This is a genomic window from Pararhizobium sp., assembly GCF_965279435.1.
Taxonomy (GTDB): Bacteria; Pseudomonadota; Alphaproteobacteria; order Rhizobiales; family Rhizobiaceae; genus Pararhizobium.
Genome location: NZ_CBDIHY010000003.1, coordinates 742,032 through 760,439, shown reverse-complemented (window position 1 = coordinate 760,439; position 18,408 = coordinate 742,032). Strand labels below are relative to the sequence as shown.

At 61.0% G+C, this 18,408-nt stretch carries 20 protein-coding genes; 9 read left to right on the top strand and 11 right to left on the bottom strand.

The window, feature by feature from the left end; translation table 11 throughout:
* The first annotated feature begins 42 nt into the window (after positions 1–42).
* Positions 43–438 carry a winged helix-turn-helix domain-containing protein gene (locus ACQY8Q_RS09355; protein ID WP_428426339.1) on the top strand — a complete coding sequence of 132 codons (396 nt, stop codon included), beginning with the start codon at positions 43–45 and terminating at the stop codon, positions 436–438.
* On the opposite strand, the gene modC is transcribed toward ACQY8Q_RS09355, so the two are convergent.
* Genes modC through modA form a run of 3 tightly spaced genes read right to left on the bottom strand, consistent with a single transcriptional unit; the run spans position 413 to position 3,075 of the window.
* Positions 413–1,480: a molybdenum ABC transporter ATP-binding protein gene (modC, locus tag ACQY8Q_RS09350; protein WP_428426338.1), complete on the bottom strand. Its 1,068-nt coding sequence runs from the start codon at positions 1,478–1,480 to the stop codon at positions 413–415. The two genes, ACQY8Q_RS09355 and modC, sit on opposite strands and share 26 nt — an antisense overlap.
* Positions 1,477–2,226, bottom strand: coding sequence for a molybdate ABC transporter permease subunit (gene modB / locus ACQY8Q_RS09345; RefSeq protein WP_428426337.1), 750 nt, complete (start codon positions 2,224–2,226; stop codon positions 1,477–1,479). Before modB ends, modC begins: the two co-directional genes overlap by 4 nt.
* A gap of 54 nt (positions 2,227–2,280) precedes the next feature.
* A complete protein-coding gene (gene modA / locus ACQY8Q_RS09340; RefSeq protein ID WP_428426336.1) occupies positions 2,281–3,075 on the bottom strand; it encodes a molybdate ABC transporter substrate-binding protein in 795 nt (264 codons plus the stop codon).
* Positions 3,076–3,264: 189 nt separating this feature from the next.
* On the opposite strand from modA, the gene ung reads away from it, so the two are divergent.
* Entirely contained in the window at positions 3,265–3,966 is a 702-nt protein-coding gene (gene ung / locus ACQY8Q_RS09335) for a uracil-DNA glycosylase (RefSeq protein ID WP_428429725.1), read from the top strand.
* On the opposite strand, the gene ACQY8Q_RS09330 is transcribed toward ung, so the two are convergent.
* The 3 genes from ACQY8Q_RS09330 to ACQY8Q_RS09320 all read right to left on the bottom strand — a co-directional run bounded on the left by ACQY8Q_RS09330 (position 3,963) and on the right by ACQY8Q_RS09320 (position 8,084).
* Positions 3,963–4,871: a DMT family transporter gene (locus tag ACQY8Q_RS09330; protein ID WP_428426335.1), complete on the bottom strand. Its 909-nt coding sequence runs from the start codon at positions 4,869–4,871 to the stop codon at positions 3,963–3,965. The genes ung and ACQY8Q_RS09330 overlap by 4 nt on opposite strands.
* 127 nt (positions 4,872–4,998) lie before the next feature.
* Positions 4,999–6,318, bottom strand: a complete 1,320-nt coding sequence (locus tag ACQY8Q_RS09325) for an HlyD family type I secretion periplasmic adaptor subunit (RefSeq protein WP_428426334.1) — start codon at positions 6,316–6,318, stop codon at positions 4,999–5,001.
* On the bottom strand, positions 6,315–8,084 hold the full coding sequence (locus ACQY8Q_RS09320; RefSeq protein ID WP_428426333.1) for a type I secretion system permease/ATPase: 1,770 nt from the start codon (positions 8,082–8,084) through the stop codon (positions 6,315–6,317). Before ACQY8Q_RS09320 ends, ACQY8Q_RS09325 begins: the two co-directional genes overlap by 4 nt.
* A 353-nt stretch (positions 8,085–8,437) precedes the next feature.
* On the opposite strand from ACQY8Q_RS09320, the gene cobF reads away from it, so the two are divergent.
* The 5 genes from cobF (at position 8,438) to ACQY8Q_RS09295 (ending at position 12,859) form a co-directional block, all read left to right on the top strand.
* A complete protein-coding gene (cobF, locus tag ACQY8Q_RS09315) occupies positions 8,438–9,208 on the top strand; it encodes a precorrin-6A synthase (deacetylating) (RefSeq protein WP_428426332.1) in 771 nt (256 codons plus the stop codon).
* Between the two features lie 147 nt (positions 9,209–9,355).
* Positions 9,356–10,729 carry a precorrin-3B synthase gene (gene cobG / locus ACQY8Q_RS09310; RefSeq protein WP_428426331.1) on the top strand — a complete coding sequence of 458 codons (1,374 nt, stop codon included), beginning with the start codon at positions 9,356–9,358 and terminating at the stop codon, positions 10,727–10,729.
* A 2-nt stretch (positions 10,730–10,731) separates the two neighbouring features.
* Positions 10,732–11,364 carry a precorrin-8X methylmutase gene (locus ACQY8Q_RS09305; RefSeq protein WP_428426330.1) on the top strand — a complete coding sequence of 211 codons (633 nt, stop codon included), beginning with the start codon at positions 10,732–10,734 and terminating at the stop codon, positions 11,362–11,364.
* Positions 11,361–12,098 carry a precorrin-2 C(20)-methyltransferase gene (locus tag ACQY8Q_RS09300; protein ID WP_428426329.1) on the top strand — a complete coding sequence of 246 codons (738 nt, stop codon included), beginning with the start codon at positions 11,361–11,363 and terminating at the stop codon, positions 12,096–12,098. Before ACQY8Q_RS09305 ends, ACQY8Q_RS09300 begins: the two co-directional genes overlap by 4 nt.
* Entirely contained in the window at positions 12,095–12,859 is a 765-nt protein-coding gene (locus tag ACQY8Q_RS09295; protein ID WP_428426328.1) for a precorrin-3B C(17)-methyltransferase, read from the top strand. The genes ACQY8Q_RS09300 and ACQY8Q_RS09295 overlap by 4 nt, the downstream gene beginning before the upstream one ends.
* Here ACQY8Q_RS09295 and ACQY8Q_RS09290 read toward each other — a convergent pair.
* Positions 12,823–13,593 carry a cobalt-precorrin-6A reductase gene (locus ACQY8Q_RS09290; protein WP_428426327.1) on the bottom strand — a complete coding sequence of 257 codons (771 nt, stop codon included), beginning with the start codon at positions 13,591–13,593 and terminating at the stop codon, positions 12,823–12,825. The two genes, ACQY8Q_RS09295 and ACQY8Q_RS09290, sit on opposite strands and share 37 nt — an antisense overlap.
* Between ACQY8Q_RS09290 and cbiE the strand changes: the two genes are divergently transcribed.
* Together cbiE and cobM are read left to right on the top strand one after the other, a co-directional pair.
* Positions 13,592–14,833: a precorrin-6y C5,15-methyltransferase (decarboxylating) subunit CbiE gene (gene cbiE, locus ACQY8Q_RS09285; protein ID WP_428426326.1), complete on the top strand. Its 1,242-nt coding sequence runs from the start codon at positions 13,592–13,594 to the stop codon at positions 14,831–14,833. The two genes, ACQY8Q_RS09290 and cbiE, sit on opposite strands and share 2 nt — an antisense overlap.
* A 25-nt stretch (positions 14,834–14,858) precedes the next feature.
* Positions 14,859–15,623: a precorrin-4 C(11)-methyltransferase gene (gene cobM / locus ACQY8Q_RS09280; RefSeq protein WP_428426325.1), complete on the top strand. Its 765-nt coding sequence runs from the start codon at positions 14,859–14,861 to the stop codon at positions 15,621–15,623.
* A gap of 6 nt (positions 15,624–15,629) precedes the next feature.
* Here the strand turns inward: cobM and mnhG are convergent, their stop codons facing one another.
* From mnhG to ACQY8Q_RS09260, 4 genes are read right to left on the bottom strand one after another with little or no spacing between them, the layout of a single operon-like run.
* Positions 15,630–16,010: a monovalent cation/H(+) antiporter subunit G gene (gene mnhG / locus ACQY8Q_RS09275; protein WP_428426324.1), complete on the bottom strand. Its 381-nt coding sequence runs from the start codon at positions 16,008–16,010 to the stop codon at positions 15,630–15,632.
* Positions 16,007–16,288 carry a K+/H+ antiporter subunit F gene (locus ACQY8Q_RS09270; protein WP_428426323.1) on the bottom strand — a complete coding sequence of 94 codons (282 nt, stop codon included), beginning with the start codon at positions 16,286–16,288 and terminating at the stop codon, positions 16,007–16,009. The genes mnhG and ACQY8Q_RS09270 overlap by 4 nt, the downstream gene beginning before the upstream one ends.
* Complete coding sequence (locus tag ACQY8Q_RS09265) at positions 16,285–16,773, bottom strand: Na+/H+ antiporter subunit E (protein ID WP_428426322.1); 489 nt, start codon at positions 16,771–16,773, stop codon at positions 16,285–16,287. The genes ACQY8Q_RS09270 and ACQY8Q_RS09265 overlap by 4 nt, the downstream gene beginning before the upstream one ends.
* A 3-nt stretch (positions 16,774–16,776) precedes the next feature.
* A complete protein-coding gene (locus tag ACQY8Q_RS09260) occupies positions 16,777–18,402 on the bottom strand; it encodes a monovalent cation/H+ antiporter subunit D (RefSeq protein WP_428426321.1) in 1,626 nt (541 codons plus the stop codon).
* Between the last annotated feature and the right edge of the window lie 6 nt (positions 18,403–18,408).

The window sequence follows — 18,408 nt, the reverse complement described above, 5'->3', positions numbered from 1 at the left end:
GCGATAATCTTTTATCGATCCAGCCAGGGCACGTAGAACCGCATGACACAGACAGAATCCAGCAGTCTCCACCCCGTTTTGCGGGTCGATTTCCCGCATGCCGAACGGCTGGGCCGGGGCAAGATCGAGCTGCTCGAGCATATCCGCGAGACCGGATCGATCTCGGCTGCAGGCCGGGCCATGGATATGTCCTATCGGCGGGCCTGGCTTTTGGTCAGTGCGCTCAACAGCATGTTCAGGCAGGAGGCGGTGGAATCGCAGCGCGGCGGAAAGCAGGGGGGCGGAGCGGTTTTGACGCCCTTCGGCGAGGCGTTGATCCGTCAGTTCCGCGCGATGGAGGAGAAGGCACAGGTCGCGCTGGCATCTGAACTCGCCTGGCTGCAGGATAATCTCAGTGCAGGTGCACCGGCAATCAGAGATCCAGAGCCACGCTCTTAATGATGGCATGAACCGGTTTACCGGCATGTAGTTCGAGCACGTCGCGCGACAGGACCGTTATGCGTGAAACGATCGTCACATCACCGCAATCCAGCCGAACATCGACCATGCCCTGCGCCGGTTCGCCGATCTCGATGATCGTTGCGGGCAGAATGTTGAGGGCGCTCAGCCCTTCCGGCCGGCTGGTCGCCAGCATGACGTCGCGGGCTGCGATCTGCAGCCGAACGCGCTTGCCGATGGTGGCGCTCAGGTGCGGCACACGGATTTCGGCCTTTCCTGCATGGATGACGGTGATCTGATGGTCTGCGTCCGTCGCCTCGACAATGCCGTCGATCACCACGCCGGCCTCGCGGCGGCTGATGGTCGAAGAGGGCTGGCTGAGGATGGTTGCCGCGTCACCCGACGCGCTGACGCGGCCGTTTTCCAGAATGATGACCTTTGTCGCCAACCGGGCGACTTCCGCGACCGAGTGGCTGACATAGATGATCGGAATATCCGCCTCGTCGCGCAGCCGCTCCAGGTAAGGCAGGATTTCCGCCTTGCGCTCCTCGTCGAGAGCAGCCATCGGCTCGTCCATCAGCAAAAGGCGCGGGTTTGACAACAGCGCCCGGCCAATGGCGATGCGCTGCTTTTCGCCGCCGGAGAGATTGGCCGGTGCGCGGTCCAGCAGTGCGCCGACGCCGAGCAGATCGACAATCCGGTTGAAGTCCGTCCCGGCATGGCTGCGGCCGGAAAACCATCGGCCGTAACCGAGATTGCTCCGCACGCTCAGGTGCGGAAAGAGGCGTGCTTCCTGAAAGACATAGCCGAAACGGCGCTTGTGCGCGGGTACGAAAACCCGGTTGTCACTGTCGAAAAGCACATCGCCATTATAGGCGAGCCGTCCGCTTCCGGGCCGCATCAGCCCGGCGATGATATTGATCAGCGATGTTTTTCCGGATCCCGAGCGGCCGAAGAGGGCCGTCACGCCCTTGCTCGCAGAGAATGCCGCTTCGACGGAAAAAGCGCCAAGCCGATGGCGGATATCGACCTCAAGGCTCATGCCGTGTCAACCTTCTTCGCTGCGAGATTTGCGAGAATTTCCGAAACCATCAGCGCTGCCATAGATATGACGATGGAAATCAGGGTCAGGCGAAACGCGCCGGCATCGCCGCCGGGAACCTGGGTAAAGGTATAGATCGCCGAAGATAGTGTCTGGGTTTCGCCGGGAATGTTGGAGACGAAGGTAATCGTCGCGCCGAATTCGCCCATCGCCTTGGCGAAAGCGAGCACCATGCCGGCAATGACGCCCGGCAATACCAGTGGCAGCGTGACGGTGAGGAAGACCCAGAACGGTCCGGCCCCGAGTGTCGATGCCGCCTGTTCCAGCCGCCGGTCCACGGCTTCGATTGACAGACGGATGCTGCGTACCATCAATGGAAAAGCCATGACTGCGCAGGCAAGGGCTGCACCCGTCCAGCGGAAAGAAAAGACGATGCCGGTATACTCGGCGAGAAACGCGCCGATCGGGCCACGTTTGCCGAACAGGATCAGAAGGAGAAAGCCGGTCACGACTGGTGGCAGGATCAGGGGCAGGTGGACCAGGCCATTGAGGATGGATTTGCCCCAGAAACGCCCGCGCGCCAGAAGCATGGCGATGGCGATGGCGAAGGGCAGGCTGACGATCATGGCCACAAAAGATACGCGCAGGCTAAGGCGGATCGCCGTCCATTCCGCGTCGCTTAAAGTCAACCAGTCCAAATGCCTATGCTCCGTCCCCGACGGCCAAACGATATGCGCTCCATCCATTTGCGGATAGAGCGCATCGTTGTCTTATTTCGGGTAGTCTTATTTCAGGTTAGCTTACTTCAGAACCGTAAAGCCCTGGGCTTCGAACAGGGCAGCAGCCTTGGCAGACTTGACGAAGTCGACATAGGCGGCGGCGTCCGGGTTCTTGCTGTCGGCGGTGATCGCGATCGGGTAGACGATCGGCGGATGGCTGTCTTCCGGGAAGGTGCCGGCAATCGTCACGCCTTTATCGGCGGCCGCATCGGTCTGGTAGACGATGCCGTAGGGCGCTTCGCCTTTGGAGACGAGCAGAAGTGCTGCGCGGACGTTTTCGGCACCGGCGACATTCTTTTCGACCGACGGCCAGATGCCGAGCTTTTCAAGGGCTGCCTTGCCATACTTGCCGGCAGGTACGGAATCGACGGCGCCCATGGCGAGCTTTTCGTCGCCGAGCAGTGCCTTCAGATCAAGCCCCTGCTTGATATCGATGGGGGCTGCATCCTTTTTGCCGGTGACCAGCACGATGCGGTTGCCCAAGAGGTTGGCGCGGGTATCGTCCTTGATCAGCTTCTTTTCAGCGACGTAGTCCATCCAGGCAAGGTCGGCGGAGATGAAGACGTCGGCCGGTGCGCCGGATTCGATCTGCTTGGCGAGGGCCGAGCTTGCCGCGTAGGAAACGGTGATTTCCTTGCCACTTTCCTTCTGCCACTCGGCATCAACAGCATCGAGTGCATTCTTCAGACTTGCTGCAGCAAAGACAGTGACCTTTTCGGCTGCAAACGCCGGCTGGGCGAGCGAGGCGCCACCGATCCAGAGTGCGACGGCGGCAGTTCCGAGAAATTTCAGCAAGGTTCGACGTTCAGTGCGCATGCGGTCCCCCATTCGGTTTCGAGATATCTCTTTAGATATAACGGTGTAATCCGATTGACCAGCGTTATGTTTGTCAAAATATATTGAAACTCATTCGCCTCAACCGGAGATCTGCGGCTTGCCATCGCCGCGGCTGAAGTTAAATTCTGCGACGCAGGATTGACCGGAATGAACAGGGTAGGGGCCGCCATGGAATCGAGTGTGAAGATCGAGGAGAGCTGGAAAGCCGCTCTCGCCACGGAATTCTCCAGCCCCTATATGGCCGCGCTGAAAAAATTCCTGGTAGAGGAAAGAAGCGAGGGAAAGCAGATTTTTCCGAAGGGGCCGGAGTATTTTCGCGCTTTGGATCTGACACCGCTCGACAAGGTGCGGGTCGTCATACTCGGGCAGGACCCTTATCATGGCGAGGGGCAGGCGCATGGGCTGTCGTTCAGCGTCAAACCGGGTGTGCGCTCGCCACCGTCGCTGGTGAACATCTACAAGGAACTGCTTGGCGACCTCGGCATCCCGCCCGCCCGCCACGGTTTCCTTGAAAGTTGGGCGCAGCAGGGTGTCCTGTTGCTCAACAGCGTACTGACGGTCGAGCGGTCGATGGCTGCCTCCCATCAGGGCAAGGGCTGGGAGAAGTTCACCGATGCGATCATCCGCGCGGTCAACGATCAGGAGCATCCGGTGGTTTTCATTCTGTGGGGAGCTTACGCGCAGAAGAAGGCGGCCTTCGTCGATCAGTCGCGCCATCTGGTGCTGCGCTCGCCGCATCCGTCGCCGCTTTCGGCCCATAACGGCTTTTTCGGCACCAAACCTTTTTCCAAGGCCAATGACTTTCTGGTCTCGAAAGGCCGCGAGCCGATCGAATGGGCGTTGCCGGCAAATCCGGAAATTCCCGCTTAGGTCAGCGTCTGGGAGGATGGCGGTTCGGGCTGCCGGGCATTGCGCCTGGCAACGATGCTTTCGCGCCAGACGGTGAAAATGCCGGCGCAGACGACGATCACCGAGCCGAGGATCATGTTGAGGTTCAGCGTCTCGCCGAAGATGGAGACGCCGATGATCGAGGCAAAGACCAGCTGGAGATAGGTCAGAGGTTGGACCTCGGCAGCGTCCAACAGCTCATAGGCCTTGATCAGGAAGAAATGGCTGGTCGTTCCGGTGATGCAGAGCATCAGCATCCAGACCCAGTCCTGTGGAGCGAGCGTCGTCCAGTAGAATGGCCCGACAAGAGTGATCGCAACCGCACCGGCAACGCCGGTATAAAAGAAGCTCGTCACGGCGCTATCGTCGCGGCTCACCAGCCGGGTCGAGATGACGTAGACGGCAAAGATCATGGCCGATGAGATCGGAATGAGAAAATTGATGTCGAAGCTGCTGTCGTCCGGTTTCAGGATCAGCAGAACGCCCAGCAATCCGACGCTGATCGCCGTCCAGCGCCGCCAGCCGACGCGCTCGCCGAGCAGCGGCATGGACAGTAGTGCTACGAAAAGCGGGCCGGAGGAAAAGATCGCCTGCGAATGGGCAAGCCCGACCCTTGAGAAAGAAATGATGACGATGACGATCTGTGCGACCAGCAGGATGCCGCGCAGGATTTGCAGTACCGGACGTTTTGTCCTTGCGGTGACGGATAAGCCGCCGCGCGAACGGGCCGCCAGCGCGATGGCGAACGCGGCAAAGGCCCAATAGCGGATCATGGTGATGAAGACCGGAGGGTAGAGACTGCCGAGATGCTTGGAAATCGCATCCTGTATCGAGAAGATGACAAGGGCAAGCAGGACGAAGATATAGCCGGTACGCTTCGAGGTCATGACATTGGTCATACACCGGCGGTGCCGGAGGCGGCCACGCGATTTTCGCGACGCAGCACTGTTTGTTTCAAACCGGCGCTTTCCGGCAACACGGCGGTGGTCGGCACCGCCGTGTTGCTTGTCTGGATCAATCCTCGCGGAACGTATGCTGTATCTGTTCGGTCAGCGGTTTCGCGAGATAGGAGATGACCGTGCGATCGGCGATCTTGATGAACACCTCGGCCGGCATGCCGGGATAAAGGGTCAGACCCTTCAGACCTTTCAGGCTCTCGGACGTCGGTTTGATGCGCAGCGGATAGTAGGTCATGCCGGTGCGCTGATCGGTCACGAGGTCAGGAGCGATGGTGACCACTTCCGCTTCGACGATCGGCGTGGTGCGCTGGTTGAAGGCGCTGAAGCGGACCTCTACCGGCTGGCCGAGGCGAATCTGGTCGATATCATGCGTGGCGATCTTGGCTTCGACCGTCAGGCCATCAGCGCCGGGGACGACAAGCATCAAGACTTCGCCGGGGTTGATGACCCCGTTCACGCTGTGCACGGCCAGCTGATAGATCCGGCCGTCGAGCGGCGCGCGAATGTCGATGCGCTTCAACTGGTCCATGGCGGCGACGCGGCGATCTTCGTATTCGGCGATCTTGCCTTCGACATCCGTCAGTTCCTTGGCATTCTCGGTGCGGCGGTCTTCGTCGAGCTGCAGGATCTGAAGGTCGATCTCGCTCGACTTGCCGGCAGCCTGCGCCCGGGCCGCGATGCGGGCACCGCGGTCGCCTTCAAGCTGGGCGCGGTCACGCTTCAGTTCGGTCAGCCGCTGCATCGAGACGAGGCCCTTGCCGTAGAGCTTGTCGAGGCCCGTCAGTTCTTCGCCGATCAGCTTCAGTGCATCTTCGATTGCAGTCAGCTGAACCGTCAGGCCCTTGGTTTCATCGACGAGCTGGCTCTTGCGCGATGCGAGCTGACTTTTCATGCCGACGAGTGCATTCTTGCGGCTGATGAACAGCTTGCGTTCGCTCTGTTCCAGCACTTCACCGGGCGTACTGGTGCCGGATATCAGCTGGCTGAGGTCTTCCGGAATGGTGAAATCGTCAGATCCCAGTTGTTCTGCCAGCAGGCGGGCCCTGCGTGCATAAAGCTGCGCCAAGGTATTCTGCACGATAGACAGGTTGGCGCGTACCGTCGTGCCGTCGAGCTTGATCAGAATCTGGCCAGCCTTGACGGTATCGCCTTCCTTGACCAGCACTTCTTCGACGATGCCGCCGGTCAGGTGCTGGATCTTCTTGACGTTGTTCTCGACCACAACGGTGCCGCTTGCAACGATCGCGCTCGAGAGTTCGGTGGTCATCGCCCAGCCGCCGACGCCGACAACGAGGGCAATGCCGAGGATCGTTACGGCGGTGATATGACGGCCCAGTGAACGGTGGGAGCTGATTGGTTTTGCTGTCTCGGTCACGATGCGGACTCCTGTCCTTCACCCACGACTTTCAGCGATGCGTGGCTTGGAATTTGCGGCTGGCGGTTATCCTTGCGCAGGATCTGCGCAAGCACTTCGTCCTTCGGCCCAAAGGCCTGCATCCGTCCTTCGTTCATCATCAGCACCATGTCGGCTGCGGCAAGCGCACTTGGCCTGTGGGCAATGACCACGACGATGCCGCCGCGCGCCCTGACGCTCATGATTGCTTCGCTCAGCGCCTGCTCTCCCTCGGCATCCAGGTTGGAATTGGGCTCATCGAGGACAACAAGGAAGGGCTCTCCATACAGAGCACGGGCAAGGGCCACGCGCTGGCGCTGGCCAGCCGACAGTGCTGCACCGCCGTCGCCAATTTCTGTCTCGTAGCCATTCGGCAGCTTGAGAATGAGGTCGTGTACGCGGGCGGCACGAGCGGCTGAAACGATGGCGTCCGAGGACGGATTTTCGGCCAGACGGGCAATGTTCTGCGCCACGGTGCCGGAGAAAAGTTCCACGTCCTGCGGCAGGTAACCGATGGACCGTCCGAGCCTGTCGGTGTCCCACTGATCGAGTGCTGCACCATCGAGGCGCACGGAGCCGCGAAAGGCGGGCCAGATACCGATGAGGGCACGCGCAAGCGAGGACTTGCCGGAGGCGCTGGGGCCGATGACGCCAAGCGCGCTGCCGGCCTTCACGGTGAAATTCACTTCCGCAAAGGTCAGGCGCTGCGCGCCGGGAGGGCCGCCTGCGAGGCCTTCTGCGCTCAGTTTTTCCTTCGGCACCGGCAGTTCGAGCGGCGAATCGCGCTCTGGCAGTGCCTTGAGCAGTTCCTGCAGGCGAGCCCAGCTCTGGCGGCAGGAAACGTAGCCACGCCAGTTGCCGATCGCCAGTTCCACAGGTGCCAGTGCGCGCGCGGTCAGGATCGAACCGGCGATGATGATGCCCGGCGAAGCCATTCCTTCAATGACGAGAACAGCACCTGTTGCGAGAACGGCGGATTGCAGCGCCATGCGGAACACCTTGGACAGGGCACCATAACCGTTGCCGACGTCGGACGTTTCGCGGTTCTGCTCCCGGTAGGTATTGTTGCGTTGCTCCCAGAGCTGCGACATCCGTCCCATCATGCCCATGGCCTGCATGACTTCGGCATTGCGCTGGGAAGCCTGGGCGAAGGCATTGCGATGGTTGCCCGCTTCCGACGCCTTTTTCGACGGCCCTTGCGTGCCGCGATTGGTCAGGAACGTCAGGGCGATGAGGATTATCGAACCGATGATCGCGACGATGCCGATCATCGGATGGAAGAGGAAGCAGATGCCGATATAGAATGGCAGCCAAGGAAGATCGAAGAAGGCTGCTGGGCCCGTTCCTGACAGGAAGGAACGAACCTGATCGAAATCACGCAGAGCCTGCAGGCCGTCACCCTGGGTGCGCAGTTTCAAAGGGGCCTGAACCACGGCACGGTAGATCCGCGCACTCATGGCTTCATCCAGAGCGCCGGCAACACGGACGAGCATGCGGCCACGCACCATTTCGAAGGCGCCCTGAAACGCATAGAGCAGCAGCGCCAGCAGACAAAGCGCGATCAGCGTCGGGATGCTTCGGCTGGGCAGGACCCGGTCATAGACTTCCAGCATGAAGAAGGAGCCGGTCAGATAGAGGATATTGACAAGCGCACTGGCGATGAAGATGCCGATGAAGCCTGCCTTGCAGTTCCACAAAGCCTCGGCCGGATCGGACGCGCTGACTTTACTCTTCGATGGATTCGTCACTGTTGGTGTCCTTGCGAGACGTTCGCCGTCTCAAATGGTGTGCACAATGTGCCACAATTTCTCTAAAGCCGCATTACCTGGGATTCTGTCTCCTGGGGAACATGCGAACTGCAACGGCGTATCGCATCGCCGGTTGCCGGATTTGCGCGTCTATGTAAATGATTTATCGCTAATGTAAACGGATTTATGATCTTTATAGTCGAACAAATGGAATATTACCATGGCGGTTGTAGTGTTTTGGTAAAGTATTTGTCGTTTTTTACCAGATGCTTAGACTTGATGCTCCGTCCCTCTGCCTTGCGCTCCTTTCATCAATCCGCCAAATACCCCGATATGTTGAAAAAGGTTGTGACATGAGAAATGTTCTGGTCGTGGGGATCGGCGCGGGAAACCCTGAACACATGACGGTGCAGGCGATCAATGCACTGAATAAAGCCAGCGTTTTGTTCATCCCCACCAAGGGCGATGCGAAGGCACAGCTCGCCGATATCCGCCGTGATATCGTCTCGCGCTATGTCACCCATCCGCACAGCCGGGTGGTGGAATTCGAGGTCCCAGTGCGCCAGGTGGCGGATCGGTCCTATCATCGCAGCGTCGATGACTGGCATGCCGCGATCGCTGGCGCTTACGAGCGTCTGCTGATCGACGAGCTCGATGAAAGTCAGACCGGTGCCTTTCTCGTCTGGGGCGATCCGATGCTTTACGACAGCACGATCCGGATCATCGAGCGGGTTCGCGCTTTGGCGACGGTTGCGTTCGATTATTCGGTCATTCCCGGCATTACCAGCATTCAGGCATTGGCCGCCAGCCACAGGATACCGCTCAATCTCGTCGGAAAGCCCGTGGAGATCACCACCGGGCGGCGTCTTGCCGAGAGCTTTCCGCAGAAAAGCGAGACGGCCGTCGTCATGCTCGACGGCGAACAAGCCTTCATGAAGATCGACGATCCCGAGGCGCAGATCTATTGGGGCGCCTATCTCGGCACCGAGCAGGAGATTATCATTTCCGGCCGGCTTGCCGATGTGAAGGACGATATCCTCAAAACCAGAGCAGCGGCGCGGGCGCAGCATGGCTGGATCATGGATATCTACCTTCTGCAAAAGGGTGCGGATTTCGAAGAGTAGCCGGGCAAAATGGTGCTTCGTTTTGACATGCGCCATGGCATGGCGGCGGGGTTTCCTGTGTTGTAGAGTGGTGCAGTGACGGGCGAGTGATCGCCCGGGGCTTTGGATTGTATTTTTTTGGAAGACTGGAGATGCTCGCTGCCTGTCATGACGTTTTGTGCCGCACCATCCGATAGATCAATGGAAGCCATGCCGCTCGCACCGATGCGCCGGGGCGCGTGCCCATCCTTGTCAACGCCGATGATGACGGGCGATGGTCTTTTGGCGCGCTTGCGGCCGGGGAAGTCCGGGTTTGCGCTCGCAGAACTGGCGGCAATAGCGGATGCTGCCGCGTTGTGCGGCAACGGCATTCTGGAAATCACGGCGCGCGGCAACCTGCAAATCCGTGGATTGACGATGCAGACCGTCCCGCTTTTGTCCCAGAAAATCGCTGATGCCGGTATAGCGATCGCAGAGGGTCTGGCAATTGAAACGCCGCCTCTGGCCAGACTGGATCCGACCGAAATTGCCGACGCCGTTTGCGTTGCCGAACGTTTGCGCGTGGCCGTGGCTGCGCATCAGCCACCTTTGATCCTCGCGCCGAAGCTGTCGGTGGTCGTGGACGGTGGCGGACAGCTGAATCTGGGCGCGGTTACCGCCGATATCCGGTTGCGGGCCGTGCGGATCAACGGCGAGGTGCTCTGGCTGCTGGCGCTTGCCGGTACGGAGGCGACGGCAAGGCGGATTGCGGTGCTGGAGGATGCGGCTGTCGTCCCGGCAGTGATGGACATCCTCAAAAATCTTGCTGCGATCGGCAGGGAGGCCCGCGCCCGGGATATTGTCGGTGCTGTTTCAGCCCGCTGGGCTGTCGCAACTGATCTTGATCCGATTGCGCCAATCGTGCTGGCGCCGAACGCCGCTGGCATTCACGATCTTGGCGAAGGCTGCTCTGTTCTCGGCATCGGCCTGCCATTCGGACAAATCCAAGCGCAGGGGCTTGGCGCGTTGCTTGAGGCGCTGGAAATTCTGGGGGCTAAGGAAATCCGTCTGGCGCCTGGTCATGCGCTGATGGTGCTTGGTATTACAGTTGACCGGATCGGTGCGGCGCAGGCGCTGGCGCTCGGCCATGGTTTGCGGGCCTTTCCGCGCGACCCACACAATCACATTGCCGCCTGTGCTGGTGTCGGGGCTTGCCGCTCGGCGCGGATCGATACGCGAGCCGTGGCGCAAATGGTGATGGACGCCGCGCCCACGCTGCTCGACGGATCACTGACGGTGCATGTGTCCGGCTGCGCCAAGGGCTGTGCCAAGCCATCCGCCTCGGCACTGACAATTACGGCTGCGCCAACAGGCTACGGCCTTGTCGTAAATGGCCCAGCATCGGCGGCGCCAACCGCTTATATCGAAGAAAACAACATAAGAACCGCGCTTGAACACCTCGACAAGCTGGTGTCTGAGCGGAAACAGGGTGGCGAATCGGCCCGGTCCTGCCTTACACGGCTCGGAGCGGACGGGATAACGGCCGCGGTTCAACAGGGATAGAGATGCCTGATTACGATTATATCCGGGATGGCGATGCCATCTACGAGCGCTCGTTTGCCATCATTCGCAGCGAAACCGATCTGTCCCGCTTTTCCGAGGAAGAGGCTGATCTGGCCGTTCGCATGGTGCACGCCTGCGGGCTGGTCGATGCCGCGCAATATTTCGAGTTTTCTCCCGGCTTCGTTCCGGCTGCCCGCCAGGCCCTGAAGAATGGCGCGCCGATCTTCTGCGATGCCTTCATGGTTTCTCACGGTATCACCCGTGCCCGCCTGCCGGCCGATAATGACGTGATCTGCACGTTGCGCGAACCACAGACTGCCGATCTCGCCCGCGAGATCGGCAATACCCGCTCTGCCGCGGCTTTGAAGCTGTGGGTTGAGCGTCTGGCCGGATCCGTGGTTGCCATCGGCAATGCGCCGACAGCACTTTTCTTCCTGCTGGAACTGCTGCGCGACGGCGCGCCAAAACCGGCGGCGATCATCGGCATGCCGGTCGGGTTCGTTGGTGCCGCAGAATCAAAGGACGCGCTGGCAGAAAATTCCTATGGCGTGCCCTATGCCATCGTGCGCGGCCGTCTCGGCGGCAGCGCGATGACTGCGGCGGCGGTCAATTCTCTGGCGAGGCCGGGTCTTTGAGCGGCGCTTCGATTGGCAGGTTGATTGGGGTCGGAACAGGCCCGGGCGATCCCGACCTTTTGACCCTCAAGGCCATCAAGGCGCTGGCGGCGGCCGACGTGCTCGCCTATTTCGCCAAGGAAGGGCGGCGCGGCAACGGGCGTGCGGTCGTCGATGGGTTGCTGAAGCCCGGTCTGCTGGAATTGCCGCTTTATTATCCGGTGACCGTCGAGATCGACAAGGACCACGACGACTACAAAAGTCAGATCACAGGTTTCTACGATGCGTCGGCAGCGGCTGTTGCCGAACATCTGAACGCAGGCAAGACCGTCGCGATCCTAAGCGAAGGCGACCCGATGTTCTACGGCTCCTACATGCATCTGCATGTGCGGCTGGCGGGGCGTTTCCCGGTCGAGGTCATTCCGGGGATCACGGCCATGTCCGGCTGCTGGTCGCTGGCAGGGCTGCCGATCGTCCAGGGTGACGATGTGCTTTCTGTGCTTCCGGGCACCATGGCAGAGGATCAGCTGACCCGGCGCCTCGGCGATACCGAAGCAGCCGTGATCATGAAAGTCGGCCGCAATCTGCCGAAGATCCGCCGGGCGTTGACGGCCGCTGGCAAGCTTGGCCAGGCCGTTTACGTCGAGCGCGGCACGATGGCGAATTCCGCGATGATCCCGTTGGCTGAAAAGGCCGATGACATCGCGCCGTATTTCTCGCTGGTGCTGGTTCCCGGTTGGAGCGGTCGGCCATGAGCGGCGCACTCTATGTGATCGGCACAGGCCCGGGCGGTCCACAGCAGATGACGCCCGAGGCTCTTGATGCGGTCTCGAACTCCACCGATTTCCTTGGCTATGGCCCGTATCTCGACCGGCTGTCGTTGCGTTCCGACCAGAACCGCATTGCTTCCGACAATCGCGAGGAACTCGACCGGGCGCAGGCCGCAATCCTCCGCGCTATCTCCGGCGTTAATGTCTGCGTTGTCTCTGGTGGCGATCCCGGCGTCTTCGCCATGGCCGCCGCCGTCTGCGAAGCGATCGATAACGGGCCGGACGAATGGCGCACGATCGATCTCGTCATCGTGCCCGGTGTTACTGCCATGCTTGCGGTTGCCGCCCGCATCGGCGCTCCGCTCGGCCATGATTTCTGTGCCATCTCGCTGTCGGACAATCTGAAGCCTTGGGATGTGATTACCCGCCGTTTGAAGCTGGTGGCGGAGGCCGGCCTGGTAATCGCGCTCTATAATCCGATCAGCAAGGCACGGCCGTGGCAACTCGGCGAAGCCTTCGACATCCTGCGCACCGTTCTGCCTGCCGAAACGCCGGTGATCTTTGGCCGTGCGGCCGGCCGTCCCGACGAACGCATGCTGGTCATGCCGCTCGCAGACGCGGACGCACAAAAGGCGGATATGGCGACCTGCGTGATCATCGGATCGCCCGAGACACGGATTATCCCGCGTCCGGGCAAATCCGATCTCGTTTACACGCCGCGCTTCATCTCAGGGGAGAAAAGGTGATCGACAAGGCCGAGTGCGTCTTTGACAGTCTCAACCGTGCGGACATCGTCCGGTTGCTGGCGCTCGACCATGATCACCGCGATACCGAGCGCACGGCCCGCAGCGATCTTGCCATAGGTGGCAGTGCCGCCGCTGTTCTTGGCGACGATGACCTCGATCTGGTTGTCGATCAGAAGTTCCCGTTCGGCAGCCTCCTCGAAGGGGCCGGTCGCAAGGATATAGCGCGCATCGGGTACGCCGAGCTGCGGGGTAACGGGATCCACGCTGCGGATCAGATAGCCGTGCTGCGGAGCGCTTTCGAAGTGAAAAGCCTCCTGTCTGCCGATGGCGAGGAAGACGCGTTTCCGCACGGTGCCGAGAGCGTTGGCAGCCTCCGGGACGGAGCGAACACTCGTCCAGCGATCGCCGGGTTCCTGTTTCCACGTCGCGCGGCGCAAGGCAAAAAATGGAATTCCGGTGATGCTCGCCGCGATGGCCGCATTGTGCGAGATGCGTGCCGCAAAGGGATGGGTGGCATCGATCAAAAGATCGAAATTTTCAGCCTTCAGAAACTCGGCAAGTCCGTCGCTGCCACCGAAGCCGCCGCTGCGCGTCGGAACCGGTTGTGCCATCGGCTCGGCCGTGCGTCCGGCCAGCGAAAGCAGGCTGTCGCAATCGGCGCGCTCAGCCAGCGCGGTTGCCAGTTGCCGTGCTTCGGTCGTGCCGCCAAGGATCAGGATGCGGTGTTTGCCCATGGGTGACAATCAGGTCTTTTCTGGTGGTGATACAACGCCGTGGCTGACGATTGTCGGCCTTGGTGAAGACGGTTTAACCGGTCTCGGTGATGAGGCCAAGCGCTGCATCGCCAGCGCCTCAATGGTTTTTGGCGGTGCCCGCCATCTCGAGCTTGCCGCGCCGCTGGTTGCCGGCGTGCGCCATCAATGGCTGAGCCCGTTCGAGCGCTCCGTCGAGGCTGTGGTTGCGCTGCGCGGAACACCCGTCGTGGTGCTTGCTTCCGGCGACCCATTCTTCTTCGGCGTCGGCGTGACGCTTGCGCGGCAGATCGCTCGTTCGGAAATGCGCGTTCTTCCCGCTCCGTCCTCGTTCAGCCTAGCGGCATCCCGCCTCGGTTGGGCGCTGCAGGATATTGCGATCGTTTCCCTGCATGGGCGTCCGCTCGATCTGATCCGGCCGCATCTACAGCCGGGGGCGCGCGTTCTGGCGCTGACATCCGATGAACGAGGCCCGATGGAGCTTGCCCGGTTGCTTGCTTCAAGTGGATTCGGGCAGTCCCTATTGACGGTGCTTGAGGCGCTGGGTGGCGGTCAGGAGCGTGTGACGTCGCAACTCGCGGCGGAATTTTCGCTGACGGATATCAACGCGCTCAATATCTGCGCCATCGAGGTCATGGCTGAAACGGGCGCGCGTATCCTGCCGCTGGCACCCGGCCTTGACGACGGGCTATTTGAGCATGATGGCCAGATCACCAAGCGCGAGGTTCGCGCGCTGACGCTGTCTGCGCTGGCCCCTCGACGGGGCGAACTGCTGTGGGATATCGGTGCAGGCTCCGGATCGATCGGTATCGAGTGGATGCTCTCCGATCCGGCCATGCGCGCAATTGCAATCGAAGGTTCGGTGGAGCGGGCAGAGCGCATCACGCGAAACGCGGCGACTTTCGGCGTACCGGGTTTGATCATCGTGCATGGTACGGCACCGGACGCCCTTGCCGGTTTGCCGTCTCCGGACGCGATCTTTGTCGGTGGCGGTGGCAGCGAAGACGGTGTGATGGCAGCGGCCATCGCTGCCCTTAAGGCTGGTGGCCGGTTGGTTGCCAATGCCGTCACGACGGAGATGGAGGCGGTGCTTCTGGAGCATCAATCACGGCTTGGTGGTTCGCTGATCCGCATTGATATCGCCCGCGCGTCTCCCGTTGGCGCCATGACCGGCTGGCGTCCGGCGATGCCGGTGACGCAATGGTCATGGGTCAAGCCATGATGCAGGTAATTCAAAAGGACAAAGCATGACCGTTCATTTCATCGGAGCAGGCCCAGGTGCCGCAGACCTGATCACCGTGCGCGGCCGCGATCTCATCGCCCGCTGCCCGGTGTGCCTCTATGCCGGTTCGATCGTCTCACCCGAGCTCTTACAATATTGCCCGGAGGGTGCGCGCATCGTCGATACGGCGCCGATGTCGCTTGACGAGATCGAGGCTGAGTATGTGAAGGCTGCCGCTGCTGGTCATGATGTGGCACGGCTGCATTCCGGTGATTTGTCGGTGTGGAGTGCCGTTGCCGAGCAGATCCGACGGCTGGAGAAGCATGGGCTCGATTATACGATGACGCCGGGCGTGCCGGCGTTTGCCGCCGCAGCTGCGACACTCGGCCGGGAACTCACCATTCCTGCCGTTGCACAGAGCCTTGTTCTGACGCGCGTGTCCGGCCGTGCATCGCCGATGCCGAATGCGGAGACTTTGGCCGGATTCGGGGCCACCGGTGCGACGCTCGCCATCCATCTGGCGATCCATGCTCTGGCACAGGTGGTTGGGGAACTGACACCGCTCTACGGTGCGGATTGCCCGGTCGCGATCGTCGTCAAGGCATCCTGGCCAGATGAGCGGGTGATCCGGGGCACGCTCGCCGATATCGAGGCAAAGGTGGCGGCCGATCCGATCGAGCGAACGGCACTGATCTTCGTCGGGCGCACGCTGGGTGCCACCGATTTCCGGGAGAGTTCGCTTTATGACGCGGCCTATCAGCGGCGTTTTCGCGGTCGCGACGGCTTGTAGAAAGTCTCAGATATCCATGCCTGACGTGTCCGGCTGCTCGCCTGTCGTCTTGCCCGGCACGTCGTTCTTGCCTTCGATCCGGTCGCGGTAGAGCGCCGATTGGCCGAGCAGCATCAAGGTCACTGGTGTTGTCAGTATGATGAAAACGATGATCAGGATCTCATGGAGGATCCAGCGGTTCTGCAGCACGGCGAAGGTAATCATCGAGGCGACGCAGATCAGGATAGTGCCGGCACTGGCGCCGAGCGTCGGTGCATGCAGACGGCCATAGAACGTCTTCAGCCGGATCAGCCCCATCGAGCCGATAAGGGTGACGGCCGAACCGGTGAGAAGAAGAATGCAGACCGGGATTGCTGCCCAGGTTGGAAGGTCGGTCAGATGGTTCATTCGATCACCTCGCCGCGCATCAGGAATTTGGCAAAGGCGATCGACGAGACGAAGCCGAGCAGGGCGATGATCAACGCCGTTTCGAAATAGATCGAATTGGCCGTGCGGATTCCGAATGTCAAAAGCAGCAGCATGGCAGCCATGTAAAGCGCATCAAGCCCGAGGATGCGATCCTGCGCCCGGGGTCCGCGAACCATACGGAACAGCGCGCATCCCATCGCCAGTCCGAGCAGGATCTGCGACGCCAGGATTGACCAGATGATGAAGAGCTCGTTCATTCGAATATCTCCTTCAGCGGGGCTTCGTAGCGGGTTTTGATCAGGTTGGACCAGGCAGTTCCGTTTTCCAGGTCGAGCACGTGGATCAACAGAACGCCGGTCTGACGGTCGAATTCGAGCCAGGCGGTACCCGGCGTCGCCGTCAGGATGCAGGCAAGCAGTGCCAGCGCGTTCTCGTCGCGCAGACTGATGTCGATTGCCACGAAGCCGGAGTTCACCGGCCGTTTTCCGGCGCGCAGGATCACGCCCATCACGGCGATGTTGGAGCGGACGACATCCATGGCGACATGTCCGGCGAGAACAGCGAGAACGCCAAAATTCTTCAGCCGCGTCTTGTCAGGCTGAAGGTTGACCATGGCCCAGGCAAACGCGATGCCGAGCACTGAGCCGAGCACGATTTGTCCGGGCGAAAACGACTGGTTGATCAACAGCCACAACATCAAAAGGGCCAGGGACAGCAGCGGATAGGGGAACCAGTAGCGCATGGCCTATTCCCCCGCCGCCGGGCCGGCACGCGGAGCCGACATCACCTGTCCAATATAGCTCTGCGGTTGCCCCAGCGATTTTGCCGTCGCGTCCATGTAGCGCATGACGGGGCCAGCCTGGAAGCTAAGGAAAACACAGGCCGCCAGAAGCAGCAGAACGGGCGTGATCTCGATCAGGAAGACGCGCGGGATGGTGCCTTCGATCGATGTCCAGAAGGTTCGGATACCGACACGGTTCATGGCGATCATGGCCGCGAGGCCAGACAGGATCAAAAGGGCGGTATAGGCCCATTCTGCGCCGGAGACCGGAGCATCGCCGCCAAAACTGCCGGGATTGAACAGCCCGTGCAGCATGGCGAATTTGGCGAGAAAGCCGGAGAGAGGCGGTAGGCCGGACAAAAGGATGGCGCAGGCGCAGAAGCACAGACCAAGCACGGCCATGGTGCCGGGCACGGCGACGCCGCCCTCTTTTTCGGCCTCGTTCTCGTCGACATCGCCGTAGGCTTCCATCGTAACGGCCAGAACGTCGGCGCCGGCGTCACGGGCGCGTTCCACCAGTTCGATCAGGAGGAAAAAGGCGCAGATCGTCAGTGTCGAGCTGACGAGATAAAACAGTGCGCCGCCGATGACGGCACCATTGCTAAGCCCGATCGCCGCCATCAGTGTTCCGGAGGAGACCAGCACGCAATAGCCGGCAAGCCGACCCATCGCCTGCGAGGCAAGCACGCCGATCGCGCCAAAACCGATGGTCAGCAGGCCGCCATAGAGCAACACGGATTGCCCGAAGCCGAAAGAGGCACCGGCATCGCTGCCGAACAGCAGCATGGAGAGTCGCAGAAGAATATAGACGCCGACCTTGGTGAGGATAGCAAAGATCGCGGCGACCGGCGGGGTTGCGGCCGAATAGGTGGCGGGCAGCCAGAAGCCGAGCGGCCAGATGCCGGCCTTGACAAGGAAAGCAATACCGAGAAGGGCTGCACCCGCTTCCATCAGCATCCGGCTTTCCGGGCCGATCGTGGTGATGCGCATGGCAAGATCGGCCATGTTCAGCGTGCCGGTCGCGCCATAGATCAGGCTGACGCCGATCAGGAAGAGCGAGGAGGCTGCAAGGTTGACGGCAATGTAGTGCAGGCCCGCCTTGACGCGCAGCGGGCCGGAGCCGTGCAGCAGCAATCCATAGGACGCAGCCAGCATCATTTCGAAGAAGACGAACAGGTTGAACAGGTCACCGGTCAGGAAGGCGCCGTTGAGGCCCGCCAGCATCAGTTGGAACAGCGAATGGAAATGATAACCGGCACGATGCCATTTCGCCATCGAGAACACCTGCGTCGCCATCGCCAGCAGCCCCGTCAGCACCAGCATCAGGGCGGACAGGCGGTCAAGCACCAGAACGATGCCGAAGGGTGCCGGCCAGTTTCCAAGCAGATAGACGCTGGCACCCGTCTCGCCTTCTCCCGATGAGGCCGCCATCCGCATCAACAGAATGCTGATGATGAAAACTACCACGGTGGATGCAAAGGCGATCACGCCCTTCAGCGTCCGGTTTCGTTCATCGACGGGAATGAGGGCGGCTGCCGTGATGATCGGCAGCAGGATCGGCAGGATGATCAGGTGGTGAAGCCAATTCATGCCGCG

Excerpts from the sequence above, each read along its gene's own strand:
- ACQY8Q_RS09355 (WP_428426339.1), top strand. The coding sequence starts at position 43 with ATGACACAGACAGAATCCAGCAGTCTCCACCCCGTTTTGCGGGTCGAT.
- modC (WP_428426338.1), bottom strand. The coding sequence starts at position 1,480 with ATGAGCCTTGAGGTCGATATCCGCCATCGGCTTGGCGCTTTTTCCGTC.
- modB (WP_428426337.1), bottom strand. The coding sequence starts at position 2,226 with ATGGATGGAGCGCATATCGTTTGGCCGTCGGGGACGGAGCATAGGCAT.
- modA (WP_428426336.1), bottom strand. The coding sequence starts at position 3,075 with ATGCGCACTGAACGTCGAACCTTGCTGAAATTTCTCGGAACTGCCGCC.
- ung (WP_428429725.1), top strand. The coding sequence starts at position 3,265 with ATGGAATCGAGTGTGAAGATCGAGGAGAGCTGGAAAGCCGCTCTCGCC.
- ACQY8Q_RS09330 (WP_428426335.1), bottom strand. The coding sequence starts at position 4,871 with ATGACCTCGAAGCGTACCGGCTATATCTTCGTCCTGCTTGCCCTTGTC.
- cobF (WP_428426332.1), top strand. The coding sequence starts at position 8,438 with ATGAGAAATGTTCTGGTCGTGGGGATCGGCGCGGGAAACCCTGAACAC.
- cobG (WP_428426331.1), top strand. The coding sequence starts at position 9,356 with ATGACGTTTTGTGCCGCACCATCCGATAGATCAATGGAAGCCATGCCG.
- ACQY8Q_RS09305 (WP_428426330.1), top strand. The coding sequence starts at position 10,732 with ATGCCTGATTACGATTATATCCGGGATGGCGATGCCATCTACGAGCGC.
- ACQY8Q_RS09295 (WP_428426328.1), top strand. The coding sequence starts at position 12,095 with ATGAGCGGCGCACTCTATGTGATCGGCACAGGCCCGGGCGGTCCACAG.
- cbiE (WP_428426326.1), top strand. The coding sequence starts at position 13,592 with ATGGGTGACAATCAGGTCTTTTCTGGTGGTGATACAACGCCGTGGCTG.
- ACQY8Q_RS09290 (WP_428426327.1), bottom strand. The coding sequence starts at position 13,593 with ATGGGCAAACACCGCATCCTGATCCTTGGCGGCACGACCGAAGCACGG.
- cobM (WP_428426325.1), top strand. The coding sequence starts at position 14,859 with ATGACCGTTCATTTCATCGGAGCAGGCCCAGGTGCCGCAGACCTGATC.
- mnhG (WP_428426324.1), bottom strand. The coding sequence starts at position 16,010 with ATGAACCATCTGACCGACCTTCCAACCTGGGCAGCAATCCCGGTCTGC.
- ACQY8Q_RS09270 (WP_428426323.1), bottom strand. The coding sequence starts at position 16,288 with ATGAACGAGCTCTTCATCATCTGGTCAATCCTGGCGTCGCAGATCCTG.
- ACQY8Q_RS09265 (WP_428426322.1), bottom strand. The coding sequence starts at position 16,773 with ATGCGCTACTGGTTCCCCTATCCGCTGCTGTCCCTGGCCCTTTTGATG.
- ACQY8Q_RS09260 (WP_428426321.1), bottom strand. The coding sequence starts at position 18,402 with ATGAATTGGCTTCACCACCTGATCATCCTGCCGATCCTGCTGCCGATC.